The sequence below is a fragment of the Glycomyces sp. L485 genome (assembly GCF_022548875.1).
Lineage (GTDB): Bacteria > Actinomycetota > Actinomycetes > Mycobacteriales > Micromonosporaceae > Glycomyces.
Genome location: NZ_JAKZEW010000020.1, coordinates 47,655 through 64,948 on the forward strand (window position 1 = coordinate 47,655; position 17,294 = coordinate 64,948).

The 17,294-nt window shown below is 68.4% G+C and carries 16 protein-coding genes; 3 read left to right on the top strand and 13 right to left on the bottom strand.

The features are described 5' to 3' along the window. Positions 1–4 precede the first annotated feature (4 nt). Positions 5–2,740, bottom strand: coding sequence for a DEAD/DEAH box helicase (locus L0U85_RS11830; RefSeq protein WP_241377964.1), 2,736 nt, complete (start codon positions 2,738–2,740; stop codon positions 5–7). A 98-nt stretch (positions 2,741–2,838) separates the two neighbouring features. Between L0U85_RS11830 and L0U85_RS11835 the strand changes: the two genes are divergently transcribed. After that, positions 2,839–3,576: an HAD family hydrolase gene (locus L0U85_RS11835; RefSeq protein ID WP_241377965.1), complete on the top strand. Its 738-nt coding sequence runs from the start codon at positions 2,839–2,841 to the stop codon at positions 3,574–3,576. Positions 3,577–3,630: 54 nt separating this feature from the next. Here L0U85_RS11835 and tatC read toward each other — a convergent pair whose 3' ends face one another. From tatC to L0U85_RS11860, 5 genes are all read right to left on the bottom strand, one after another. Beyond that, positions 3,631–4,599: a twin-arginine translocase subunit TatC gene (gene tatC / locus L0U85_RS11840; protein ID WP_241377966.1), complete on the bottom strand. Its 969-nt coding sequence runs from the start codon at positions 4,597–4,599 to the stop codon at positions 3,631–3,633. A 22-nt stretch (positions 4,600–4,621) separates the two neighbouring features. Continuing rightward, positions 4,622–4,906, bottom strand: coding sequence for a Sec-independent protein translocase subunit TatA (gene tatA, locus L0U85_RS11845; RefSeq protein WP_241377967.1), 285 nt, complete (start codon positions 4,904–4,906; stop codon positions 4,622–4,624). A 238-nt stretch (positions 4,907–5,144) separates the two neighbouring features. Next, complete coding sequence (locus L0U85_RS11850) at positions 5,145–5,354, bottom strand: hypothetical protein (RefSeq protein ID WP_241377968.1); 210 nt, start codon at positions 5,352–5,354, stop codon at positions 5,145–5,147. Further along, positions 5,351–6,331, bottom strand: a complete 981-nt coding sequence (locus L0U85_RS11855; RefSeq protein WP_241377969.1) for a WYL domain-containing protein — start codon at positions 6,329–6,331, stop codon at positions 5,351–5,353. Before L0U85_RS11855 ends, L0U85_RS11850 begins: the two co-directional genes overlap by 4 nt. Further along, positions 6,328–7,302 (bottom strand): WYL domain-containing protein, encoded by a 975-nt coding sequence (locus L0U85_RS11860; RefSeq protein WP_241377970.1) that lies wholly within the window; start codon positions 7,300–7,302, stop codon positions 6,328–6,330. The genes L0U85_RS11855 and L0U85_RS11860 overlap by 4 nt, the downstream gene beginning before the upstream one ends. Positions 7,303–7,408: 106 nt before the next feature. Here L0U85_RS11860 and L0U85_RS11865 point away from each other — a divergent pair, with 106 nt between their 5' ends. Further along, entirely contained in the window at positions 7,409–8,500 is a 1,092-nt protein-coding gene (locus L0U85_RS11865) for a DUF3866 family protein (RefSeq protein WP_241377971.1), read from the top strand. On the opposite strand, the gene L0U85_RS11870 is transcribed toward L0U85_RS11865, so the two are convergent. The 6 genes from L0U85_RS11870 to dop form a co-directional block, all read right to left on the bottom strand. Beyond that, the gene (locus L0U85_RS11870) at positions 8,497–8,718 is read right to left on the bottom strand and encodes a hypothetical protein (RefSeq protein WP_241377972.1); all 222 of its coding nucleotides are present in this window, start codon (positions 8,716–8,718) and stop codon (positions 8,497–8,499) included. The two genes, L0U85_RS11865 and L0U85_RS11870, sit on opposite strands and share 4 nt — an antisense overlap. An 8-nt stretch (positions 8,719–8,726) precedes the next feature. After that, positions 8,727–10,085 (bottom strand): Pup--protein ligase, encoded by a 1,359-nt coding sequence (pafA, locus tag L0U85_RS11875; protein WP_241377973.1) that lies wholly within the window; start codon positions 10,083–10,085, stop codon positions 8,727–8,729. Positions 10,086–10,338: 253 nt separating this feature from the next. Continuing rightward, entirely contained in the window at positions 10,339–11,106 is a 768-nt protein-coding gene (prcA, locus tag L0U85_RS11880; protein WP_241377974.1) for a proteasome subunit alpha, read from the bottom strand. A gap of 13 nt (positions 11,107–11,119) precedes the next feature. Continuing rightward, positions 11,120–11,911 carry a proteasome subunit beta gene (gene prcB, locus L0U85_RS11885; RefSeq protein ID WP_241377975.1) on the bottom strand — a complete coding sequence of 264 codons (792 nt, stop codon included), beginning with the start codon at positions 11,909–11,911 and terminating at the stop codon, positions 11,120–11,122. A gap of 241 nt (positions 11,912–12,152) precedes the next feature. Continuing rightward, positions 12,153–12,368, bottom strand: coding sequence for a ubiquitin-like protein Pup (locus tag L0U85_RS11890; protein ID WP_241377976.1), 216 nt, complete (start codon positions 12,366–12,368; stop codon positions 12,153–12,155). Between the two features lie 216 nt (positions 12,369–12,584). Continuing rightward, on the bottom strand, positions 12,585–14,090 hold the full coding sequence (gene dop / locus L0U85_RS11895; RefSeq protein ID WP_241377977.1) for a depupylase/deamidase Dop: 1,506 nt from the start codon (positions 14,088–14,090) through the stop codon (positions 12,585–12,587). Between the two features lie 151 nt (positions 14,091–14,241). Between dop and L0U85_RS11900 the strand changes: the two genes are divergently transcribed. Beyond that, complete coding sequence (locus L0U85_RS11900) at positions 14,242–15,414, top strand: PP2C family protein-serine/threonine phosphatase (protein WP_241377978.1); 1,173 nt, start codon at positions 14,242–14,244, stop codon at positions 15,412–15,414. 48 nt (positions 15,415–15,462) lie between these two features. On the opposite strand, the gene arc is transcribed toward L0U85_RS11900, so the two are convergent. Then, complete coding sequence (gene arc / locus L0U85_RS11905) at positions 15,463–17,244, bottom strand: proteasome ATPase (RefSeq protein WP_241377979.1); 1,782 nt, start codon at positions 17,242–17,244, stop codon at positions 15,463–15,465. Positions 17,245–17,294: the final 50 nt, after the last annotated feature.

Below are 17,294 nucleotides of genomic sequence, written 5' to 3' on the forward strand. Positions count from 1 at the left end.
TGGATCAGACGTCGGCGACGACGCCGCGCCTGATGGCGTCGACCGCGTCGAACGCCTCGTCGGCCAGCGCGTTGGACGACCGGGTGCCGATCACCCGCGCGGCCGTGCCCATCTGGTGGAGCAGGTCGGCGGTGCGGCGGGCCCAGCGCACGAAGTCGCCGCCGGGCATCGGCCAGGGGCCGTCCGAGGCGGCCAGCGCCTTCGACAGCTCCTCGCCCCTGGCCCACCGGTACATCGGCCATGCCAAGCCCAGCTGCGGCTTCGACGTCAGCGACAGGCCCCGCTGGTTCTCGGCCCGGCGGATCGCCTCCCATCGCCTGCCGGTGGCGGCGACGGCATCGTTGATGGGGCCGGGCACCGCGACGAAGAACTCGTCCTCCTCGAAGCGGGACTCGTAGATGACCGTGGAGGCGACCGCGGCCAGTGAGGGCGCGTCCATCCCCTCCCAGACGCCGTCGCGCAGGCACTGGGCGACCAGCAGGTCGGTCTCGCAGAAGATATTGCGCAGCAACCGCCCCGAGTCGGTGACGGCCTCTCCTTCGAGGTAGCCGAATTCGGTGAGGACTTCGCGGACGGCAGTGAACTGGCGGGCCAGGGAGTGCTCCCTCCGGCCGGCGCGGCGCCGCAGGTTCTCCTCCTCCCGGTGCAGGCGTATCCAGCGGGAGGCGTGAACGGTGTGCTGGTGGGTGTCGGGGCACGAGCGGCACGGGTGGGCGCGGACCTCGTCGCGCAGTTTCGCGATCTCGGGCGTGTCAGCGGCTCCGCCGCGCCTGGTGGGTTTGCGGGCGTCGCGGGTGGCCTCGCGCAGGGACGCGGCCAGGTCCGCGCGTTCGCGCGGGTCCTTGCGGTTGAAGTGCTTGGGGATGCGGATGCGGGTGGCGACCTCGACGCCGCCGTCGAACGCGGAGGTGTCGAGGCTGCCGGTCCAGCCGTCGGCGGTGACGACGGCCCACCTCGGGTCGTGCCCGGCCTTGCGGTGGCTGGTGGGGCGCAGGAACACCGCCCATCCTGCGTGCTTGCCGCGGGCGATCCACACGACGTCGCCGCCGCGCAGTTCTCCCAGTGTCGAGCGGGCGGCGTCCTTGCGGGCGCCCTTGCGGCGCTTCTGGGCGCCTCGCTCGGCGTGCGCGAGCCGCTGGGTGAGCTCGTAGTACTCCAGGAAGTCGCCGAAGTCGCAGGCGGCGGCCTCGGCCGACTCGGCGGCCTTGCGGCCGACGGCGCGGGCCTGCTCGGCGATGTGGACGGCCTCGGTGTCGGACTGGAACTGCGCGAACGAGGAGGCCAGGACCTCCTGGGCGCGGTCGACACCGGCGGCGCCGATGAGGTTGACGGCCATGTTGTAGGACGGCGCGAACGACGAGTTCAGGGGGTAGGTGCGTTTGGAGGCGAGCCCGGCTACCTCCTTGGGGCGTATGTCCTGGGCCCAGATGGTGACGGCGTGGCCCTCGACGTCGATGCCGCGCCGCCCGGCCCGGCCGGTCAGCTGCGTGTACTGGCCGGGGGTGAGCATGACGTGGTCGGAGCCGTCGTACTTGATCAGCCGCTCCAGCACCACCGATCGGGCGGGCATGTTGATGCCCAGCGCGAGCGTCTCGGTGGCGAACACGGCCTTGAGCAGGCCGCGCTCGAACAGCTTCTCGACGACCCCCTTGAACACGGGCAGCAGCCCGGCGTGGTGAGCGGCGATGCCGGCGGCGAGCCCGTCGAGCCACCGTTCGAAGCCGACGGCTTCCAGGTCGCGGGCCTCGATGTGCGCGGTGGCGGCGGTGGCGTAGTCGATGATCTCGTCGCGCTCGGCGCCCCCGGTCAGTTGCAGCCCGGCGCGGACGCACTCGTCGACGGCGGCGTCGCAGCCGGCGCGGGAGAAGATGAAGTAGATCGCCGGGAGCAGCCCGGCCCCGTCGAGGCGCTCGACGACGCGGCCGCGCTCGACGTGCGGCCTGCCGCGGCGTCGCCCGCCGCCGTGGCGTTCGGAGCGCTCGCGGGCGCGGGCGTCCTTCTTGAGCAGTTCTTTGGAGACGTAGTCGCCATCGGGCTCGAACAGGTCGAGTAGGGATCCGCCGACCATCATGTGCTGCCACAGCGGCACCGGGCGGGTCTCGGAGACGACGACCTCCGTGGAACCGCGCACGCTCTTGAGCCAGTCGCCGAACTCCTCGGCGTTGGAGACCGTCGCCGACAGGCTCACCACGCGGACCTCTTGGGGCAGTTCGATGATGATCTCCTCCCACACCGCGCCCCGGAAGCGGTCGGCGAGGTAGTGGACCTCGTCCATGACCACGTAGCGCAGCCCGGAGAGGGTGGGAGAGCCGGCGTAGATCATGTTGCGCAGGACCTCGGTGGTCATGACCACGATCGGGGCCTCGCCGTTGATGACCGTGTCGCCGGTGAGCAGCCCGACGTTCTCGGCGCCGTGGACGGCGGTGAGATCGTTGAACTTCTGGTTCGACAGCGCCTTGATCGGGGTGGTGTAGAAGCACTTGGCGCCCTCGGCGAGTGCGAGGTGGACGGCGAACTCCCCCACCACGGTCTTGCCGGCGCCGGTGGGCGCGCATACGAGGACGCCGTGGCCGTCCTCCAGGATCCGGCAGGCTTGGATCTGGAAGTCGTCGAGTTCGAAGGAGTAGTCCCCGGCGAAGGCCGCCAGTTCCGGCCAGGTCCGCCGTGCTTTGGCGGCGGCCTGTCGCTGGGCGGGGGATCGGTCGTCTGCATAATGCATGTCGCCGGTGGAAGACACCATGCGCTCAAGCCTAATGGCTTGCTGTGACAACGACACAGGCGCGGCATACATGCTCACCCGGTTGTGACGACGCCTACACGGCCAGGTATCGTCCGGTTGTGCATCAGGATTCCTCACCAGGTGACGATGAGGGGGGCCGCGGCAATATCGACGCGGTCCTGTTCGATTTCCACGGCACGTTGGCGCAGCTCGAACCCTTGACACGATCGGTGTCACTCGCGGCCGAGGCGTGCGGGCGGAGCATGTCGCCGCTCTCGGTCACCGCGCTGGCGGACGCCATCGGCGCGCAGGGCTGGCTGGGCTCGGGGCTGGAGGCGCGCGTGCGTCCGCACTTCGCCGACGCCTGGGCCGACCGGGACCTCGACGAGGACGCCCACCGGGAGGCGTTCACCGCGCTGGCCGCGCAGGCCCACGGCGTCTTCGACGGCCTCGCCGATGCGCTGTACGACCGGCTCGCCTCCCCCGAGGGCTGGGTGGCCTACGCCGACACGCTCGCGACGCTGGTGTCGCTCAAGGCGCAGGGCTACCCCATCGCGCTGGTCAGCAACATCGGTTTCGACGCCCGCCCGGTGCTGCGCCACCTTGGCCTCGACCGGTTCATCGACGTATGGGTCCTGTCCTACGAGATCGGTTACTGCAAGCCCGACGAGAAGATCTTCTACGCCGCCTGCCACGCACTCGACGTCGAGCCGTCGCGGGTGCTCATGGTCGGCGACTCGATCGCCGACGCTGGGGCGAGCCGGATCGGAGCACGCACCTACCTGCTGCCGCACGCCGACGCCGGGCGCGTCGTCGGCTTGGAAGCGGTCCTGAGACTGGTGCGGGCCGGAGTCTGAGACTCCGGCCCGTTCACTCTCGCTTCATTCCTGTCGTGTCCTGCCCTGAGCGGGTCAGGTGATGTCGTCGTATCCGTCGACGCGTCGTCCGAGGCGGTTGCGTCGCACCGGGTCCTCGTCGTCCTCGTCGACCTCGGAGGAGCCGACCGGGTCGGCCGCGCCGACGCCGTCGGCCTCGCCGATGTCACCGGCCTCGTCGTCCGACCATTCGGGCTCGTCGTGGATCCCGCGCCGTTTGTCGTTGATCGTGGCGATGCCGACGGCGCCCATGTAGAGGATGAGCATGCAGATCGCCAGCGCCGTCATCCCGAACGGGTCGGGGGTGGGCGTGAAGATGGCGGTGAACAGGAAGCTCACGAACACCACGATCCGCCACCAGCTGAGCATCTTCCTGGCAGTGACGATGCCCATGACGTTGAGCATCAGCATGATCAGCGGGAATTCGAATCCGAGCCCGAACACCAGCATCACCGCGAGGTAGAAGTTGATGTAGTTCTCCAGGTTCAGGGCGATCTGCAGCCCTGTGTCCTGTTGGAGGAGCATGATGAATTCGAGGCCGTGGCTGACCACGAAGTAGGCCAGGACGGCGCCGGCCAGGAACAGCGGCGCGGCGATGCCGATGAACATGTAGGCGTACTTGCGCTCGTTGCGGTGCAGGCCGGGCGCGATGAAGGCCCACAGCTGGTACAGCCAGATCGGCGAGGTCGCGACCAGTGCCATGTACAGCGAGACCTTGAGGTACAGGCCGATGTGGGAGACCGGCGAGTTCAAGGTGAAGTTGCACAGGGCCTGTTCGCCGTCTTCGATCGGCGCGCCGGAGGCGCTGCAGTAGGGCTGGGCGAGGAACTCGATGACGCTCTTGGAGAAGACCATCGCCACCGCGGTCCCCACCAGGATCACGAGGATGGCGATGACCAGCCGGGTCCGCAGGTCCTGCAGGTGCTCCATGAGAGTCATGGAGCCGTCGGCGGCACGCTGGAACTTGGACTTGCGTCTGCCTTCGCGCCGGGGTTTGACAGCCATATTCGTTTAAGCGGCGTCCGGCCTAGCGGGTCTTCTTGCGGTCGGCTTCGACCGACTCACCGTCGATCACGGTCTCGTCGACCGACTGCGGTGCTTCGAGCGGCTCACGGGAGTGCTTGGGCTCTGCGCGGTTGTCCGTGTCGGCCTCGGGGTTCGACGAGTCTGCCTTCATCGCTTCGGTCTCGGACTTGAGGATGCGCATCGAGCGGCCCAGACCCCTGGCCATGTCCGGAAGCTTCTTGGAGCCGAACAGCAGCAAGATCACAATGACGAGAATGATGATGTGCCAGGGTTTCAATGCGCCCATTGTTCGATCCCTCCGGATATATGTCAGTGACGTTAACCATCGTATGCCCCCCGATCGCATCCGGCCACAGAGCCTTGCGGGCTGCGATCGGTCGGCGGGCCCAGAAGAGCGTGCGAGCCGCCTGCCTCGATAGTCGGCGAGCCGGACAAGCATGACCGACGGTTGACAGTTCCGTCAACACAGGAGCCTCAGAGATCTCCGATCTTTATCAGAATGTGGCTCCGATTACGGGACCGTGTCACTTCTGCGGCATTGAGCCCGCTACGCGCTCGGCGTCGGCCATGGTCGCGTTCAGGCGTTCGGAGAGTTCCTGCGCCTGTTCGGCGCGTTCCTTGAGTCGGTCGAGCCCGGCGTTGAGTTCACGGAGGGGGCCCAGGAGCTTGAGGGCGGCGACCCCCAGCAGCACGAGCCCGGCGAGCGCCAGTGCGCCCGATATCGCCCAGATCATTGCGACAGTCTAGCGGCGTCCGCGTACCGGGCGAGGGCGGCCCTCGCGGAGTCCTTGACCGATTCGCGCAGCTCGGCAGGGGCGATGACCTGTGCCTCCCCGCCGAGACCGAGGACGAGGCGGCGAGCCCAGTCGAGGTCGCGGACGCGCATGGTGACCCTGCGGTGGCCGTCGGCCTCGCCGACGACCTCCTCGCACGGGTAGGAGTCGGTGATCGACTTCGCGCCCGGACCGACGCGCAGTTCGATGCGAGGCAGCTCGGCCTCCAGGAACGCGGTCGGGGCCGGTTCGGCGCTGTCCGCGGCTCCCGCAGGTCCGCGGCTCGCCAGTCCGGCCGAGGACGCGGCGGGCTCGTCGATGACGGTGCAGGCGTCGATGCGGTCGAGGCGGAACTGGCGGACCTCTTCGGCGGAGCGGCACCAGGCCCGCAGGTAGGCGTGGCCTTCTGCGGCGACGACCTCGATGGGGTCGATGATGCGTTCGGAGGTGGTGTCGCGGCTGGCCGAGTAGTAGGTGATGCGGGCGGCATTCCCGGATTCGACCAGGGCCGCGTAGCGTTCGACGTCGGCCTCGGCGACGGTGTCACGGACGGGCACCTCGGTGGCCTCGACGCCTGCGGCCGCGGCGAGCTTGTCGAGTGCCGAGGCGATCGCGGCCCGGTCGCCGACGCCGGGCGTGTCCGCCAGGACCCGCAGTGCCACCGACAGGGCGAGGGCCTCGTGGCCGGCGAGGCGCACGGGCCTGTCCATGCCGGCCGCGAAGATGACGCGGACGGTGTCGGCGTCGAAGGCGATGTCGATGAGGTCGCCGGGGCCGTAGCCGGGCAGGCCGCACATCCACAGCAGCGTCAGGTCGGCCCGGATCTGGACGACCGGGACGCCGAAGTCGTCGGCGAGTTCGCTGATCGGCACCCCTTCGGGGCGGGCGACCAGGTACGGGACCAGGTTCAGCAGCCTGGCGACCCTCGTGTTGGTCATGCCGGGTCCTCCGCGAGGTTCTGCAGGCACGTGACGGTCTCCTTGACCAGGTCCGGCGGTTCCAGTACGAGCACGTCGGAGCCGAACGAGGCGAGCCAGGAGGCGGTGTGGGGCGTGTCGGTGTAGGAGAAGCACACCTCGTCGCCCTCCTCGCGCCTGGGCCCGATCTGGTCGGCGCGGCGGCGCACGCCCCAGGCGGTGCGGGGCCGCACCACGACCCTCGCTCGCGAGGGGATGTGCTGCTCCTCGGCCTCGGAGGCGAAGGCGAGCACGTCGACGTCGTCGGGGATCGTGTAGGCGTCTTCGGGGCCGGTCAGCCGGACGTTCCCGTTGATGCGGGTGAGCCTGAAGACGCGCTGGGCGGCGCGATCGAGGTCGTAGCCGGCGACGTACCAGCGGCCGCGCCAGGCGGCGCAGCCCCACGGTTGAAGGCGGCGGTGCTGCGGAGTCCCGTCGCGGGGGCCCATGTAGTCGAAGGCGACGGCGCGGCGCGAGGCGATGGCCTCCAGCAGTGGCGAGAGCGCGGCCTCGGTGCCGGGCAGTGCCTTGACCGGGCTGGAGGCGGCGTGGGACTCGACGTCGATGCCGGCGGCGCGGAGCTTTCGCAGGGCCTGGGCGGTCCCGGACTGGAGTTCGGGCTGGTGCCAGAGCCTGGCGGCGGCTGCGACGGCGGCGGCCTCGGCGTCGGTGAATTCGATCTGCGGCAGCTCGAAGTCGCCGCGGGCGATGCGGTAGCCCGGTTCGGTGTCGAAGTAGGGGTCGACCCCGGATTGGAGGGGGACTCCGATGCGGCGCAGCTCGGCCTTGTCGCGTTCGAACTTGCGCTGGAACGCTTCGTGGGCGCGCTTGTCTTCTGGGTCGTGCTCGTAGCCGGGGACGGTCCTGGCGATCTTGCTCGCCGTTTGGAAGCGCCGCGACGACAGCAGGCACAACACCAGGTTCACCAGCCGTTCAGTGCGATCGTTCGACACCTGCCCAGATTATGCCCTCGGGCAGGTGCTCGCCATCCAGGTCGCCCCTCGGCGAGCCGCGCGAGCCGTGCACCGGCCCCGCCCGGCCCCTTGATAGTGTCCGGTCGTGATCAGATGGCGATACGGCACCGTTCGCGCAGTTCGCGGCGGCTGGCGGGGCTGCACCGAGCTGGAGGTCGACGTCGAGGCCCGCGAGAGCGAGGGGGCGTTCTCGTGCCGGGGCCTGGCATATGACGAGCTCGTCGGCGCGCCCGAGGCCGGGGACCGGGTCCTGCTCAACTGCAACGCCATCGCCAAGGGCCTCGGCACCGGCGGATACGCGCTGGTCGTGGCCTTGCCCGATCGGCTCCCGCCGGACGTGGAGGCGCCGGGGCACATCGTCAAGGCCCGCTACACGCCGATGCAGGCGATGCGCCTGGCCGTCGACGAGGACGACTCGCCGCACCGGGCCGCGGTCGAGGGCTGCGAGGACCTCGGCGGGATGCCGGTGGTCGTCGCGGACTTGCATTCGGCGCTCGCTCCGGTCCTCGCCGGAATCCACGCGACCGCGCCGGACGCGAAGGTCGCCTACGTCATGACCGACGGAGGGTCGCTCCCCGCCTGGTTCTCCCGCCAGCTCGACCAGCTCTCGGACCGGCTCTGCACGGTCGTCACGGCCGGGCAGTGCTTCGGCGGGGACCTGGAGGCCACGAACGTCCACAACGCGCTCATCGCCGCGAAGGTCGTCGGCGGAGCCGACATCGCGATCGTCGCCCAAGGCCCGGGAAACCTCGGCACCGGGACCGTCTGGGGCTTCTCCGGGACCGCCGCGGGCGAGGCCGTCAACGCCGCCGCCGTGCTCGGCGGACGCCCCGTGGCCTCGCTCCGCATCAGCGAAGGCGACGCCAGGGAGCGCCACCGCGGCGTCTCGCACCACTCCATGACCGCCTACGGCAAGGTCGCGCTCTCCGGCGCCGACATCCCCGTCCCGGACGAGCTGCCCGCCGAGCTGGAGTCGAAGATCAAATCGCAGCTCGCCGGGCTGCCCGACCGACACCGGCTGGTCGAGGTCGACTGCTCGGGGCTGGTCGAGGCCATGGAGGCGCTGCCGGTGCGGCTGTCGACCATGGGCCGCGGTCTGGACCGCGACCGCGTCTACTTCGTGGCGGAGGCCGCCGCCGGGCGCCACGCCGCGCTCTTGGCGCTCTCGCGCGGCTAGAGAACGAACAGGACGAGAATCCACAGGGCGACCACGCCCGCCAGCGCGAGCGCGAGCACCCAGGTGGGGACCGTGTACTCACCACGGCGGTTGCGTGCGATCTCCTCGCGGATGCGCTCGGTCCTGCGCTTGTAGGCCTCGACCGGGTCCCACAGGCCACGGCGGCCGCCCCGTTCAGGCTCGCGGCCTTCGCGTTGGCCGGAGTCGTGGTGACTCACTGGTTTCCTCACATGCTGGCGATGAGCTTGTCGACGCGTTCATCGCGGGAGCGGAACGGGTCCTTGCACAGCACGGTGCGCTGGGCCTGGTCGTTGAGCTTGAGGTGGACCCAGTCGACGGTGAAGTCGCGCCGCCGCTCCTGGGCCTTACGGATGAACTCGCCCCGCAGGCGGGCGCGGGTGGTCTGCGGCGGCACCTCTTTGGCCTCGAAGACCTCGACGTCGTGGGTGAGGCGCTCGGCCTCGCCGCGGGCCTCCATGAGGTGGTGCAGGCCGCGGCCGCGCCGGATGTCGTGGTAGGCCAGGTCGAGTTGGGCGACGCGCGGGCTGGACAGGGCCAGGCCGCGCTTCTCCCGGTAGCGCTCGATGAGCTTGAGCTTGGCGACCCAGTCGATCTCGCGGGCGACCGAGTCGAGGTCGCCGGTCTCGACGGCCTGGAGGACCCTCCCCCACAGTTCGAGGACGCGCTTGGTGACCGCGTCAGCGCCGCGCTGGTCGACGAAGTCCATGGCCTTCTCGAGGTATTCGCGCTGGATGTCCAGGGCGGAGGCCTCGCGGCCGGAGGCGAGTCGGACCAGGCGCTTGCCGGTGGTGTCGTGGCTGATCTCGCGGATGGCCCGGATCGGGTTCTCCAAGGTGAGGTCGCGCATCGTCACGCCGGTCTCGATCATCCGCAGCACGAGGTCGGCGGAGCCGAGCTTGAGCATCGTGGTGATCTCGTTGATGTTGGAGTCGCCGACGATGACGTGGAGGCGCCGGTAGCGCTCGGCGTCGGCGTGTGGTTCATCGCGGGTGTTGATGATCGGACGCGAACGGGTCGTTGCCGAGGAGACGCCCTCCCAGATGTGCTCGGCGCGCTGCGACAGGCAGTAGCGGGCGCCTCTGGGGGTCTGGAGGACCTTCCCGGCCCCGCAGATCAACTGCCGTGTGACCAGGAACGGGATGAGCACCTCGGCGAGGCGGCCGAACTCTCCGTGGCGGCTGACCAGGTAGTTCTCGTGGCAGCCGTAGGAGTTGCCGGCCGAGTCGGTGTTGTTCTTGAACAGGTAGATGTCGCCGGCTATGCCTTCGTCGTGGAGGCGCTTCTCGGCGTCGATCATGAGTCCTTCGAGTATCCGCTCCCCCGCCCGGTCGTGCTTGACGAGGTCTTCGACCGAGTCGCACTCGGGAGTGGCGTACTCGGGGTGGGACCCCACGTCGAGGTACAGCCGGGCGCCGTTGCGGAGGAAGACGTTGGAGGAGCGCCCCCAGCTGACGACGCGCCTGAAGAGGTAGCGGGCCACCTCGTCCGGGGAGAGGCGGCGCTGTCCCCTAAATGTGCAAGTGACCCCGTATTCGGTCTCTAGTCCGAAAATGCGCCTGTCCATGTCGAAACCCTACCCCGATTCGTATGAGGAGAACACCCCCCGCGATCAAACGGTCCCAGAACGCGACAGGCACTATGGAGCTGTAGACGACTGCCCCGGTCGGGCCGGCGACGACCATCCACATGAGTGGGATCGATCCGCGTCGCGACCGGAGCGGACTCCGGTTCCGGCCGTCGCCGGCCTTCCCAATGGTTCCCCGCCGCCTGGCCGCGAAAACGCGGTTCGGCGGCGGGGCTTCGGCTCGACGCGTCCGTCAGGACTCGGTCGCCTCGGGGCCCTCGTCGAAGGCCCCGGTCTCGTCGGTTTCGACCGAGGATGCGGATCCTGCGATCGGCATGAGCGCTTCGAGGGCGGCGCCCTCGATGCGGCGGAAGACCCGGCCGGGACGGGCTCGTTCGAGCATCGCCACCTCCATGACGTCGGTGGTGAGCTCCCGCCTGGAGCCGTTGTCGCCCCCGGAGGTGAGGGCGCTCAGCGCCAGTGCGAACGCGTCGGCCAACGGCGCGTTGAAGTCGTGCCCGACCTTGAGGACCTCGACGAGCTGGTCGGCCTGGCCGCCCATGGCGAGGTAGCCCGGTTCGTCGAGGATCGACCCGTCGAATGTGAGCCGGTAAAGCTCATCGTCCTCGGGGGCGGACCCGACGCCGGCTACGCAGATCTCGACCTCGAACGGCTTGGTCTGCTCGGTGAAGATCGATCCGAGCGTCTGGGCGTAGGCCTTGGCCAGCGAGGCGGCGGTGACGTCGCGGCGGTCGTAGGAGTAGCCGCGGAGGTCGGCCATCCTGACGCCCGCGGTGCGCAGGTTCTCCAGCTCGTTGTACTTGCCGACGGCGGCGAAGCCGATACGGTCGTAGAGCTCGTAGAGCTTGTGGAGGGCCGTCGAGACGTTCTCGGCGACGAAGAGGACCCCGTCGGCGCAGGAGAGCACCACGACGTTGCGTCCGCGCGCGATGTTCTTGCGGGCGTATTCGGACCGGTCCCGCATGATCTGCTCGGGACTGGTGTAGAACTGCATTCCCATGTCCGTGGTCCTCTCAGCCGTAGGGGTTCTCGGTGCGGGCGGCGATGACCTCGCGTGCCACTTCGGCCACGGCGGCCTCGTCGACTCGCTTGGTGCCTTCGGCCGTGGCGGTCATGACGACCGGGTAGAGGTCGCGGGTGGGGTCGGGTCCTCCGGTGGCGGAGTCGTCGTCTGCGGCGTCGTACAGCGATTCGACGGCGAGTTTGACGCACTCCTCGGAGCTCAGTCCCCGCCGGAAGCGCTTCTTCAGCGCGCTCTTGGCGAATATCGATCCCGAGCCGATCGAGTCGTAGTCTCGCTCCTCGTAGATGCCGCCCACGACGTCGAAGCTGTAGATCTTGCCGGCTTCGGCTTCGGCGGCGTCCTGGTCGTATCCGGCCAGCAGGGGGACGACGGCGAGGCCCTGGAGGGCGATGCCGAGGTTGCCCCTGAGCATCGTGGCAAGCCGGTTGGCCTTGCCGCTCAAGGTCAGCGGCGCGCCTTCGATCTTCTCGTAGTGTTCGAGTTCGACCTGGTAGAGCTTGACAAGCTCGATGCCGAGGCCGGCCGTCCCCGCGATGCCGATCAGCGAGTAGCCGTCGGCGGCGAAGACCTTCTCGATATCGCGGCTGGAGATGTAATTGCCCATTGTGGCTCGTCGGTCGCCCGCCATCACGACGCCCTCGGCGGTCTTCATGGCGACGATCGTGGTCGCATGCGCGCTCACCTCGGCATAGTCCCCCGGCGGCAGCGGGCGTCTGCCCGGGAGCAGCTCGGGGGCGGCCTGGATCAGAAACTCCGAGAACGAGGAGGTTCCAGCCGTCATATACGCGTTCGGTAGCTTGCCTGGGATTCCTTCACCTGTCACGACTTGACCTCCCTATTTCCATATTCAATAGCGCGGCCCGTGTTCGGTGGCCTGTCGAACCGAAGGGCCGTCGGTGGTGCAGAGCACCTGGTGCGTCACCAAACTACAGCCGACGAGCTTCGCTAGACCGGCCGATCTTGAGCCGGTCATCGTCGCCAGGACGCACCAGGCAACCCTTTGTCCACTGGCAGGGGGCCTTCTACTGGCCGCCCTTTTGCACGAACGAGCGGACGAATTCCTCGGAGTTGGTCTCCAGGACATCGTCGATCTCGTCGAGCAGGTCGTCTACTTCCTCGGTGATCTCTTCGTGACGCTCGGCAATCTCGGGGTCGACAGCGGCCTCTGTGGCCTCGGCGTCAGTGTCCTGCCGTGACCGCTGCGACTGCGACTGCCCGCCGGAGTCCTTCGCTGCCATCGCTTTTCCCTTCTACCTTCGAACGCCGGCCTTCGACCGACGGTGAATAAACCGTACCGCGAAGGTACGACACCACGCCAGATACGACGCCGTTCCGGCCCGCAATATTCCGACGCCCGAAACATCCCACATGGGTGAAAGACGAGCACACAGGGAGATTACGACATCACCGTCCGATGCCGGACGGCTGGGAAATACGCCCAGGGCGAACAGGCCCTACTCGGCGGTGATGACGTCGAGGAGGTCCTTGGCGGCCTCGCAACGGTCGAACAGCTCTCCCACGTGCACCTTGGTGCCTCTCTCCGGCTCCATCATCGGAACCCGCACCAGCGAGTCCGCACCGACGTCGAAGATCACCGAGTCCCAGGACGCCGCAACGACTTCGGACGGGTAGCGGGCGAGGCACCGGCCGCGGAAGAACGCCCGCGTGTCCGCAGGCGGCTCGGTCATGGCATCCATGACCTCGACGTCGGCCAGCAACCGCTGCATCGACCCGCGCTTGACCAGCCGGTGGTACAGGCCCTTCTCAGGGCGCACGTCGTGGTACTGCAGGTCGATCGCCTGGAGCTTCGACGCGCCCCAGTCGAGATCCTCGCGCTCGCGGTATCGGTTGAGCAGCGAGAGCTTCGCCGGCCAGTCGAGCATGTCGGACAGCTCGGACGGGTCGCGGGCCAGCGCGTCGAGCACGTGGGCCCACTTGTCGAGGACTTCGCGCGTGTCGGGGTCGGCGTCCGCGCCGCAGTAGTCCTCGGCCTGTTCCAGGATCGACTGTTGCAATTCGACGGCCGTCATCCGCTTGCCGTTGCGCAGCTCGATCTTGTGCGACAGCGACGGGTCGTGGCTGACCGCGCGCAGCTCGGCGACGGGCTCGCTGATCGCCAGGGAGCCGTCGAAGGCGCCGGCTTCGATCATCGACAGCACGATCGAGGCGGTGCCGACTTTGAGGAACGTGGCGTTCTCGGCGAGATTCGCGTCGCCGATGATGACGTGCAGGCGCCGGTAGCGCTCGGCGTCGGCGTGCGGCTCGTCGCGGGTGTTGATGATCGGCCGCTTGAGCGTGGTCTCCAGGCCCACCTCGACCTCGAAGAAGTCGGCCCGCTGGGAGATCTGGAATCCGGCCTCGGAGGCGTCCTGGCCGATGCCGACGCGCCCGGCCCCGCAGAACACCTGGCGGGTGACGAGGAACGGCGTGAAGTGGGAGACGATCTCGGAGAACGGGGTCTGGCGCGACATGAGGTAGTTCTCGTGCGCGCCGTAGGAGGCGCCCTTGTTGTCGGTGTTGTTCTTGTACAGGTTGATCGGACCGATGCCGGGCGTGTGGGCGGCGCGGTGCGCCGCCTCGGCCATGGTCATCTCGCCGGCCTTGTCGAACAGGACGATCTCGCGCGGGTTGGTGACCTCGGGCGTGGAGTATTCGGGGTGGGCGTGGTCGACGTACAGCCGCGCGCCGTTGGTGAGGATGACGTTGGCCAGACCGGTGTCCTCGTCGGCCAGGTTCTCGGCCGGATCATAGAGGGCGCCGGTGTAGGTGAAGCCGCGCGCGTCGCGCAGGGGCGTCTCCTCTTCGTAGTCCCACCGCGCCCGACCTCCCTTCGACAGCTCGGGACGCGCGGCGTAGGCGTTGACGATCTGGGAAGAGGTCACCATCGGGTTGGCCCCTGGCTGGCCGGGCACGCTGATCCCGTATTCGATCTCAGTGCCCATAATGCGGCGTACGGTCATGCCTTTGAGCGTAGTCCGTCGTTCGCCGCAACGGCTCCTTGCGACCGCTTCCAATCGGATTTATGCGATTCGGGCTTGCCTGAGCGCCTCCGGACCTGCCGAATCCTCGATCTCGCAAATCGATCCGTCTCTGCCGCATACGATCACCTCGATGGGGAGGATGAGGGAGGCGCATCAGGACCAGGGGTTCACTCGCTCCTACCTGCCGAACGAAAGTCCGTGGACGCGTATCACCGGCGGCGATCCGCGCTCGGTGCTGTGGCTGCGCCTGCTCCCGCTCCTGGCGATGACGCCGCTGGTCTTCTTCGCCATCGACCCCGACTTCCTGCGCTACACGTACCTGATCTTCACCTTCCCGGTGCTGACCGCGCTCGTCAACGGCCCCGTAGCGACCACGTTGGCAGTCCTGGCTGTGGCCACGTTCGTCGCTTCGGGCAGGAATGCGTTCGGCCTGCTGGAGCTGCCGGCGAGCGGCTGGCCCGACGTGATCGCGATCCTCTCACTCGGCTCGCTGTCGGTCCTGCTCGCCTGGATAAGGGACCGGGTGGTGCTTCGGCTGCTGAAGATGACCAGCGTCGCCGAGACGACGCAACTGGCGATCCTGCCCGAGCTCCCCGAGCACGTCGGGCCGCTCAAGGTCGCCTCGGCGTACCGGACCGCCGCGGGAAGTCCGGGACTGGTCGGCGGCGACTTCTTCGACGTCCACCGCACCGACCACGGGATCCGCCTCGCCATCGGCGACGTCCAGGGCCACGGCCTGAGCACGGTCCGCATCACCGAGGCGGTCCTCGGCAGCTTCCGCGAGGGCGTCCTGGACGATCCGGATCTGACGGCTCTGGCCGCGCGCCTGGAGCGACGGGTGGCGCTGGACAACCGCGGGCGCAGCGAATGGGAGCAGACGTTCGCGACCGCCGCCCTCATCGAGATCCCTCCCGGGGAGCACCTCGTACGCGTGATGCTGTGCGGGCACCCGCCGCCGCTGATCGTCCACGACCGGACCGAGCCGCTCTCACCCAAGCCTCGGCCGCCGCTGGGTCTGGCGGAATTCGGTCCGACGTCCGCCGAGGTGCTAGAGCGACCACTGCGCCCCGGCGCGCTGATCATCGCCTACTCCGACGGTCTGGTCGAGGCGCGCAACCGCGCCGGGGAGAACTTCCCGCTGATCGACCTGGTCGACAGACACGTGAGCGAAGGCGAGCGGGATCCGCACCGGCTGCGCGCGCGGCTGCGCCACGACTTCCGTACCGGCCGCTACGTCCGCTCGGACGACACGACCCTGCTGATCACGCGGTTGGTCGGAGACGCCGATCGGCCGGCGGGTTAGCCCGCCGGCCGATCGGATCACTCACTCGGTGCCGGATGCAGCCCCGCGCTACAGGTACTGACCGGTGTTCGACACGGTGTCGATGCTGCGGCCGGAGTCGGAGCCCTTGCCGGAGACGAGCGTGCGGATGTAGACGATCCGCTCGCCCTTCTTGCCGGAGATCCGCGCCCAGTCGTCGGGGTTGGTGGTGTTCGGCAGGTCCTCGTTCTCGCGGAACTCATCGACGGTGGCGTCGATGAGGTGCGTGAGCCGCAGTCCCTTCGACTGCGATGTCAGGAAGTCCTTGATCGCCATCTTCTTGGCCCGGGCCACGATGTTCTCGATCATGGCGCCCGAGTTGAAGTCCTTGAAGTACAGGACCTCCTTGTCCCCGTCCGCGTAGGTGACCTCCAGGAAGCGGTTCTCCTCGACCTCGGAGTACATCCGCTCGACCACCGCCTGGATCATCGAGGACACCGTGGCCTCGCGGTCCTTGTCGTGCTCGGCGAGGTCGTCGGCGTGCAGCGGCAGGTTCTGGGTGATGTACTTCGAGAAGATCTCCTTCGCCGACTCGGCGTCGGGCCGCTCGATCTTGATCTTGACGTCCAGGCGGCCGGGCCGCAGGATCGCCGGGTCGATCATGTCCTCGCGGTTCGAGGCGCCGATGACGATGACGTTCTCCAGGCCCTCCACGCCGTCGATCTCCGACAGCAGCTGGGGGACGATGGTGTTCTCCACGTCGGAGGAGACTCCTGAACCGCGGGTGCGGAATATCGAGTCCATCTCGTCGAAGAACACGATGACCGGCATGCCTTCGCTGGCCTTCTCACGAGCGCGCTGGAAGACCAGGCGGATGTGCCGCTCGGTCTCGCCGACGTACTTGTTCAGCAGCTCGGGGCCCTTGATGTTGAGGAAGTAGCTCTTCGAGGAGGCCTCCTCACCGCGCATCTCGGCGACCTTCTTGGCCAGCGAGTTCGCGACGGCCTTCGCGATGAGCGTCTTGCCGCAGCCGGGCGGGCCGTACAGCAGCACGCCCTTGGGGGCGCGCAGCTCGTGCTCGCGGAACAGGTCCGCGTGCAGGAACGGCAGCTCGACGGCGTCCCGGATGAGCTCGATCTGGCCGTCGAGCCCGCCGATGTCGTAGTAGTCGACGTCGGGGACCTCTTCGAGGACGAGCTCTTCGACCTCGCTCTTCTGGATCCGCTCGTAGGCGTAACCGGCCCGCGGCTCGATCATGATCGAGTCGCCGGCGCGCAGCGGCGAGTTCATGAGGGCGTCCGACAGCAGCACGACGCGCTCCTCGTCGGCGTGGCTGGTCACCAGCGCCCGGTCGGGCGGCCCTCCGTCGTTCGTCTCGATGAGCTCCTTGAGCGTCACCACCTCGCCGATGCGCTCGTACTGGAGCACCTCGACGACGTTCATGGCGTCGTTGAGCAGGACTTCCTGGCCGCGCTCGAGCTCGTCGACGTCAATCGACGGGGCGAGCGCGACACGGAACTTCCTCCCGGAGGTGAAGACGTCCACGGTCCCGTCCTCACGGGCTCCGAGGAAGACGCCGTATCCGGACGGCGGCTGCGCGAGCCGGTCGATCTCCTCCTTCAGTGAGACGATCTGCTCGCGGGCCTCCTTCAGGGTCGCCACGAGTCGTTCGTTCTGGTCCGACAGCCGATCGATCTGGGACTGAGCGGCGGCGAGCCGCTCTTCCAGAATGTGGACATGCCGGGGTGTTTCGGTGAGTCGACGGCGAGCCGCGGCCAGTTCCTCTTGGAGCTCTTCGACCTGTCCTGACAGTTCGTCGTGCTCTGAGTCCCGGCCCAGTCCCTGTCGACGGTCATCGTTGCTTCGTGCCACGGATCACACCTCCCGAGTGAGGGTCCTACTCCAACCGTAGCTGGCTGGGG

What these genes read in the sequence shown, in the direction of transcription:
- L0U85_RS11900 (WP_241377978.1), top strand. Translation starts at nt 14,242, where the DNA reads ATGGGGAGGATGAGGGAGGCGCATCAGGACCAGGGGTTCACTCGCTCC.
- L0U85_RS11855 (WP_241377969.1), bottom strand. Translation starts at nt 6,331, where the DNA reads ATGACCAACACGAGGGTCGCCAGGCTGCTGAACCTGGTCCCGTACCTG.
- prcA (WP_241377974.1), bottom strand. Translation starts at nt 11,106, where the DNA reads ATGGGAATGCAGTTCTACACCAGTCCCGAGCAGATCATGCGGGACCGG.
- prcB (WP_241377975.1), bottom strand. Translation starts at nt 11,911, where the DNA reads ATGACGGCTGGAACCTCCTCGTTCTCGGAGTTTCTGATCCAGGCCGCC.
- L0U85_RS11850 (WP_241377968.1), bottom strand. Translation starts at nt 5,354, where the DNA reads ATGATCTGGGCGATATCGGGCGCACTGGCGCTCGCCGGGCTCGTGCTG.
- tatA (WP_241377967.1), bottom strand. Translation starts at nt 4,906, where the DNA reads ATGGGCGCATTGAAACCCTGGCACATCATCATTCTCGTCATTGTGATC.
- dop (WP_241377977.1), bottom strand. Translation starts at nt 14,090, where the DNA reads ATGACCGTACGCCGCATTATGGGCACTGAGATCGAATACGGGATCAGC.
- tatC (WP_241377966.1), bottom strand. Translation starts at nt 4,599, where the DNA reads ATGGCTGTCAAACCCCGGCGCGAAGGCAGACGCAAGTCCAAGTTCCAG.
- L0U85_RS11890 (WP_241377976.1), bottom strand. Translation starts at nt 12,368, where the DNA reads ATGGCAGCGAAGGACTCCGGCGGGCAGTCGCAGTCGCAGCGGTCACGG.
- L0U85_RS11830 (WP_241377964.1), bottom strand. Translation starts at nt 2,740, where the DNA reads ATGGTGTCTTCCACCGGCGACATGCATTATGCAGACGACCGATCCCCC.
- pafA (WP_241377973.1), bottom strand. Translation starts at nt 10,085, where the DNA reads ATGGACAGGCGCATTTTCGGACTAGAGACCGAATACGGGGTCACTTGC.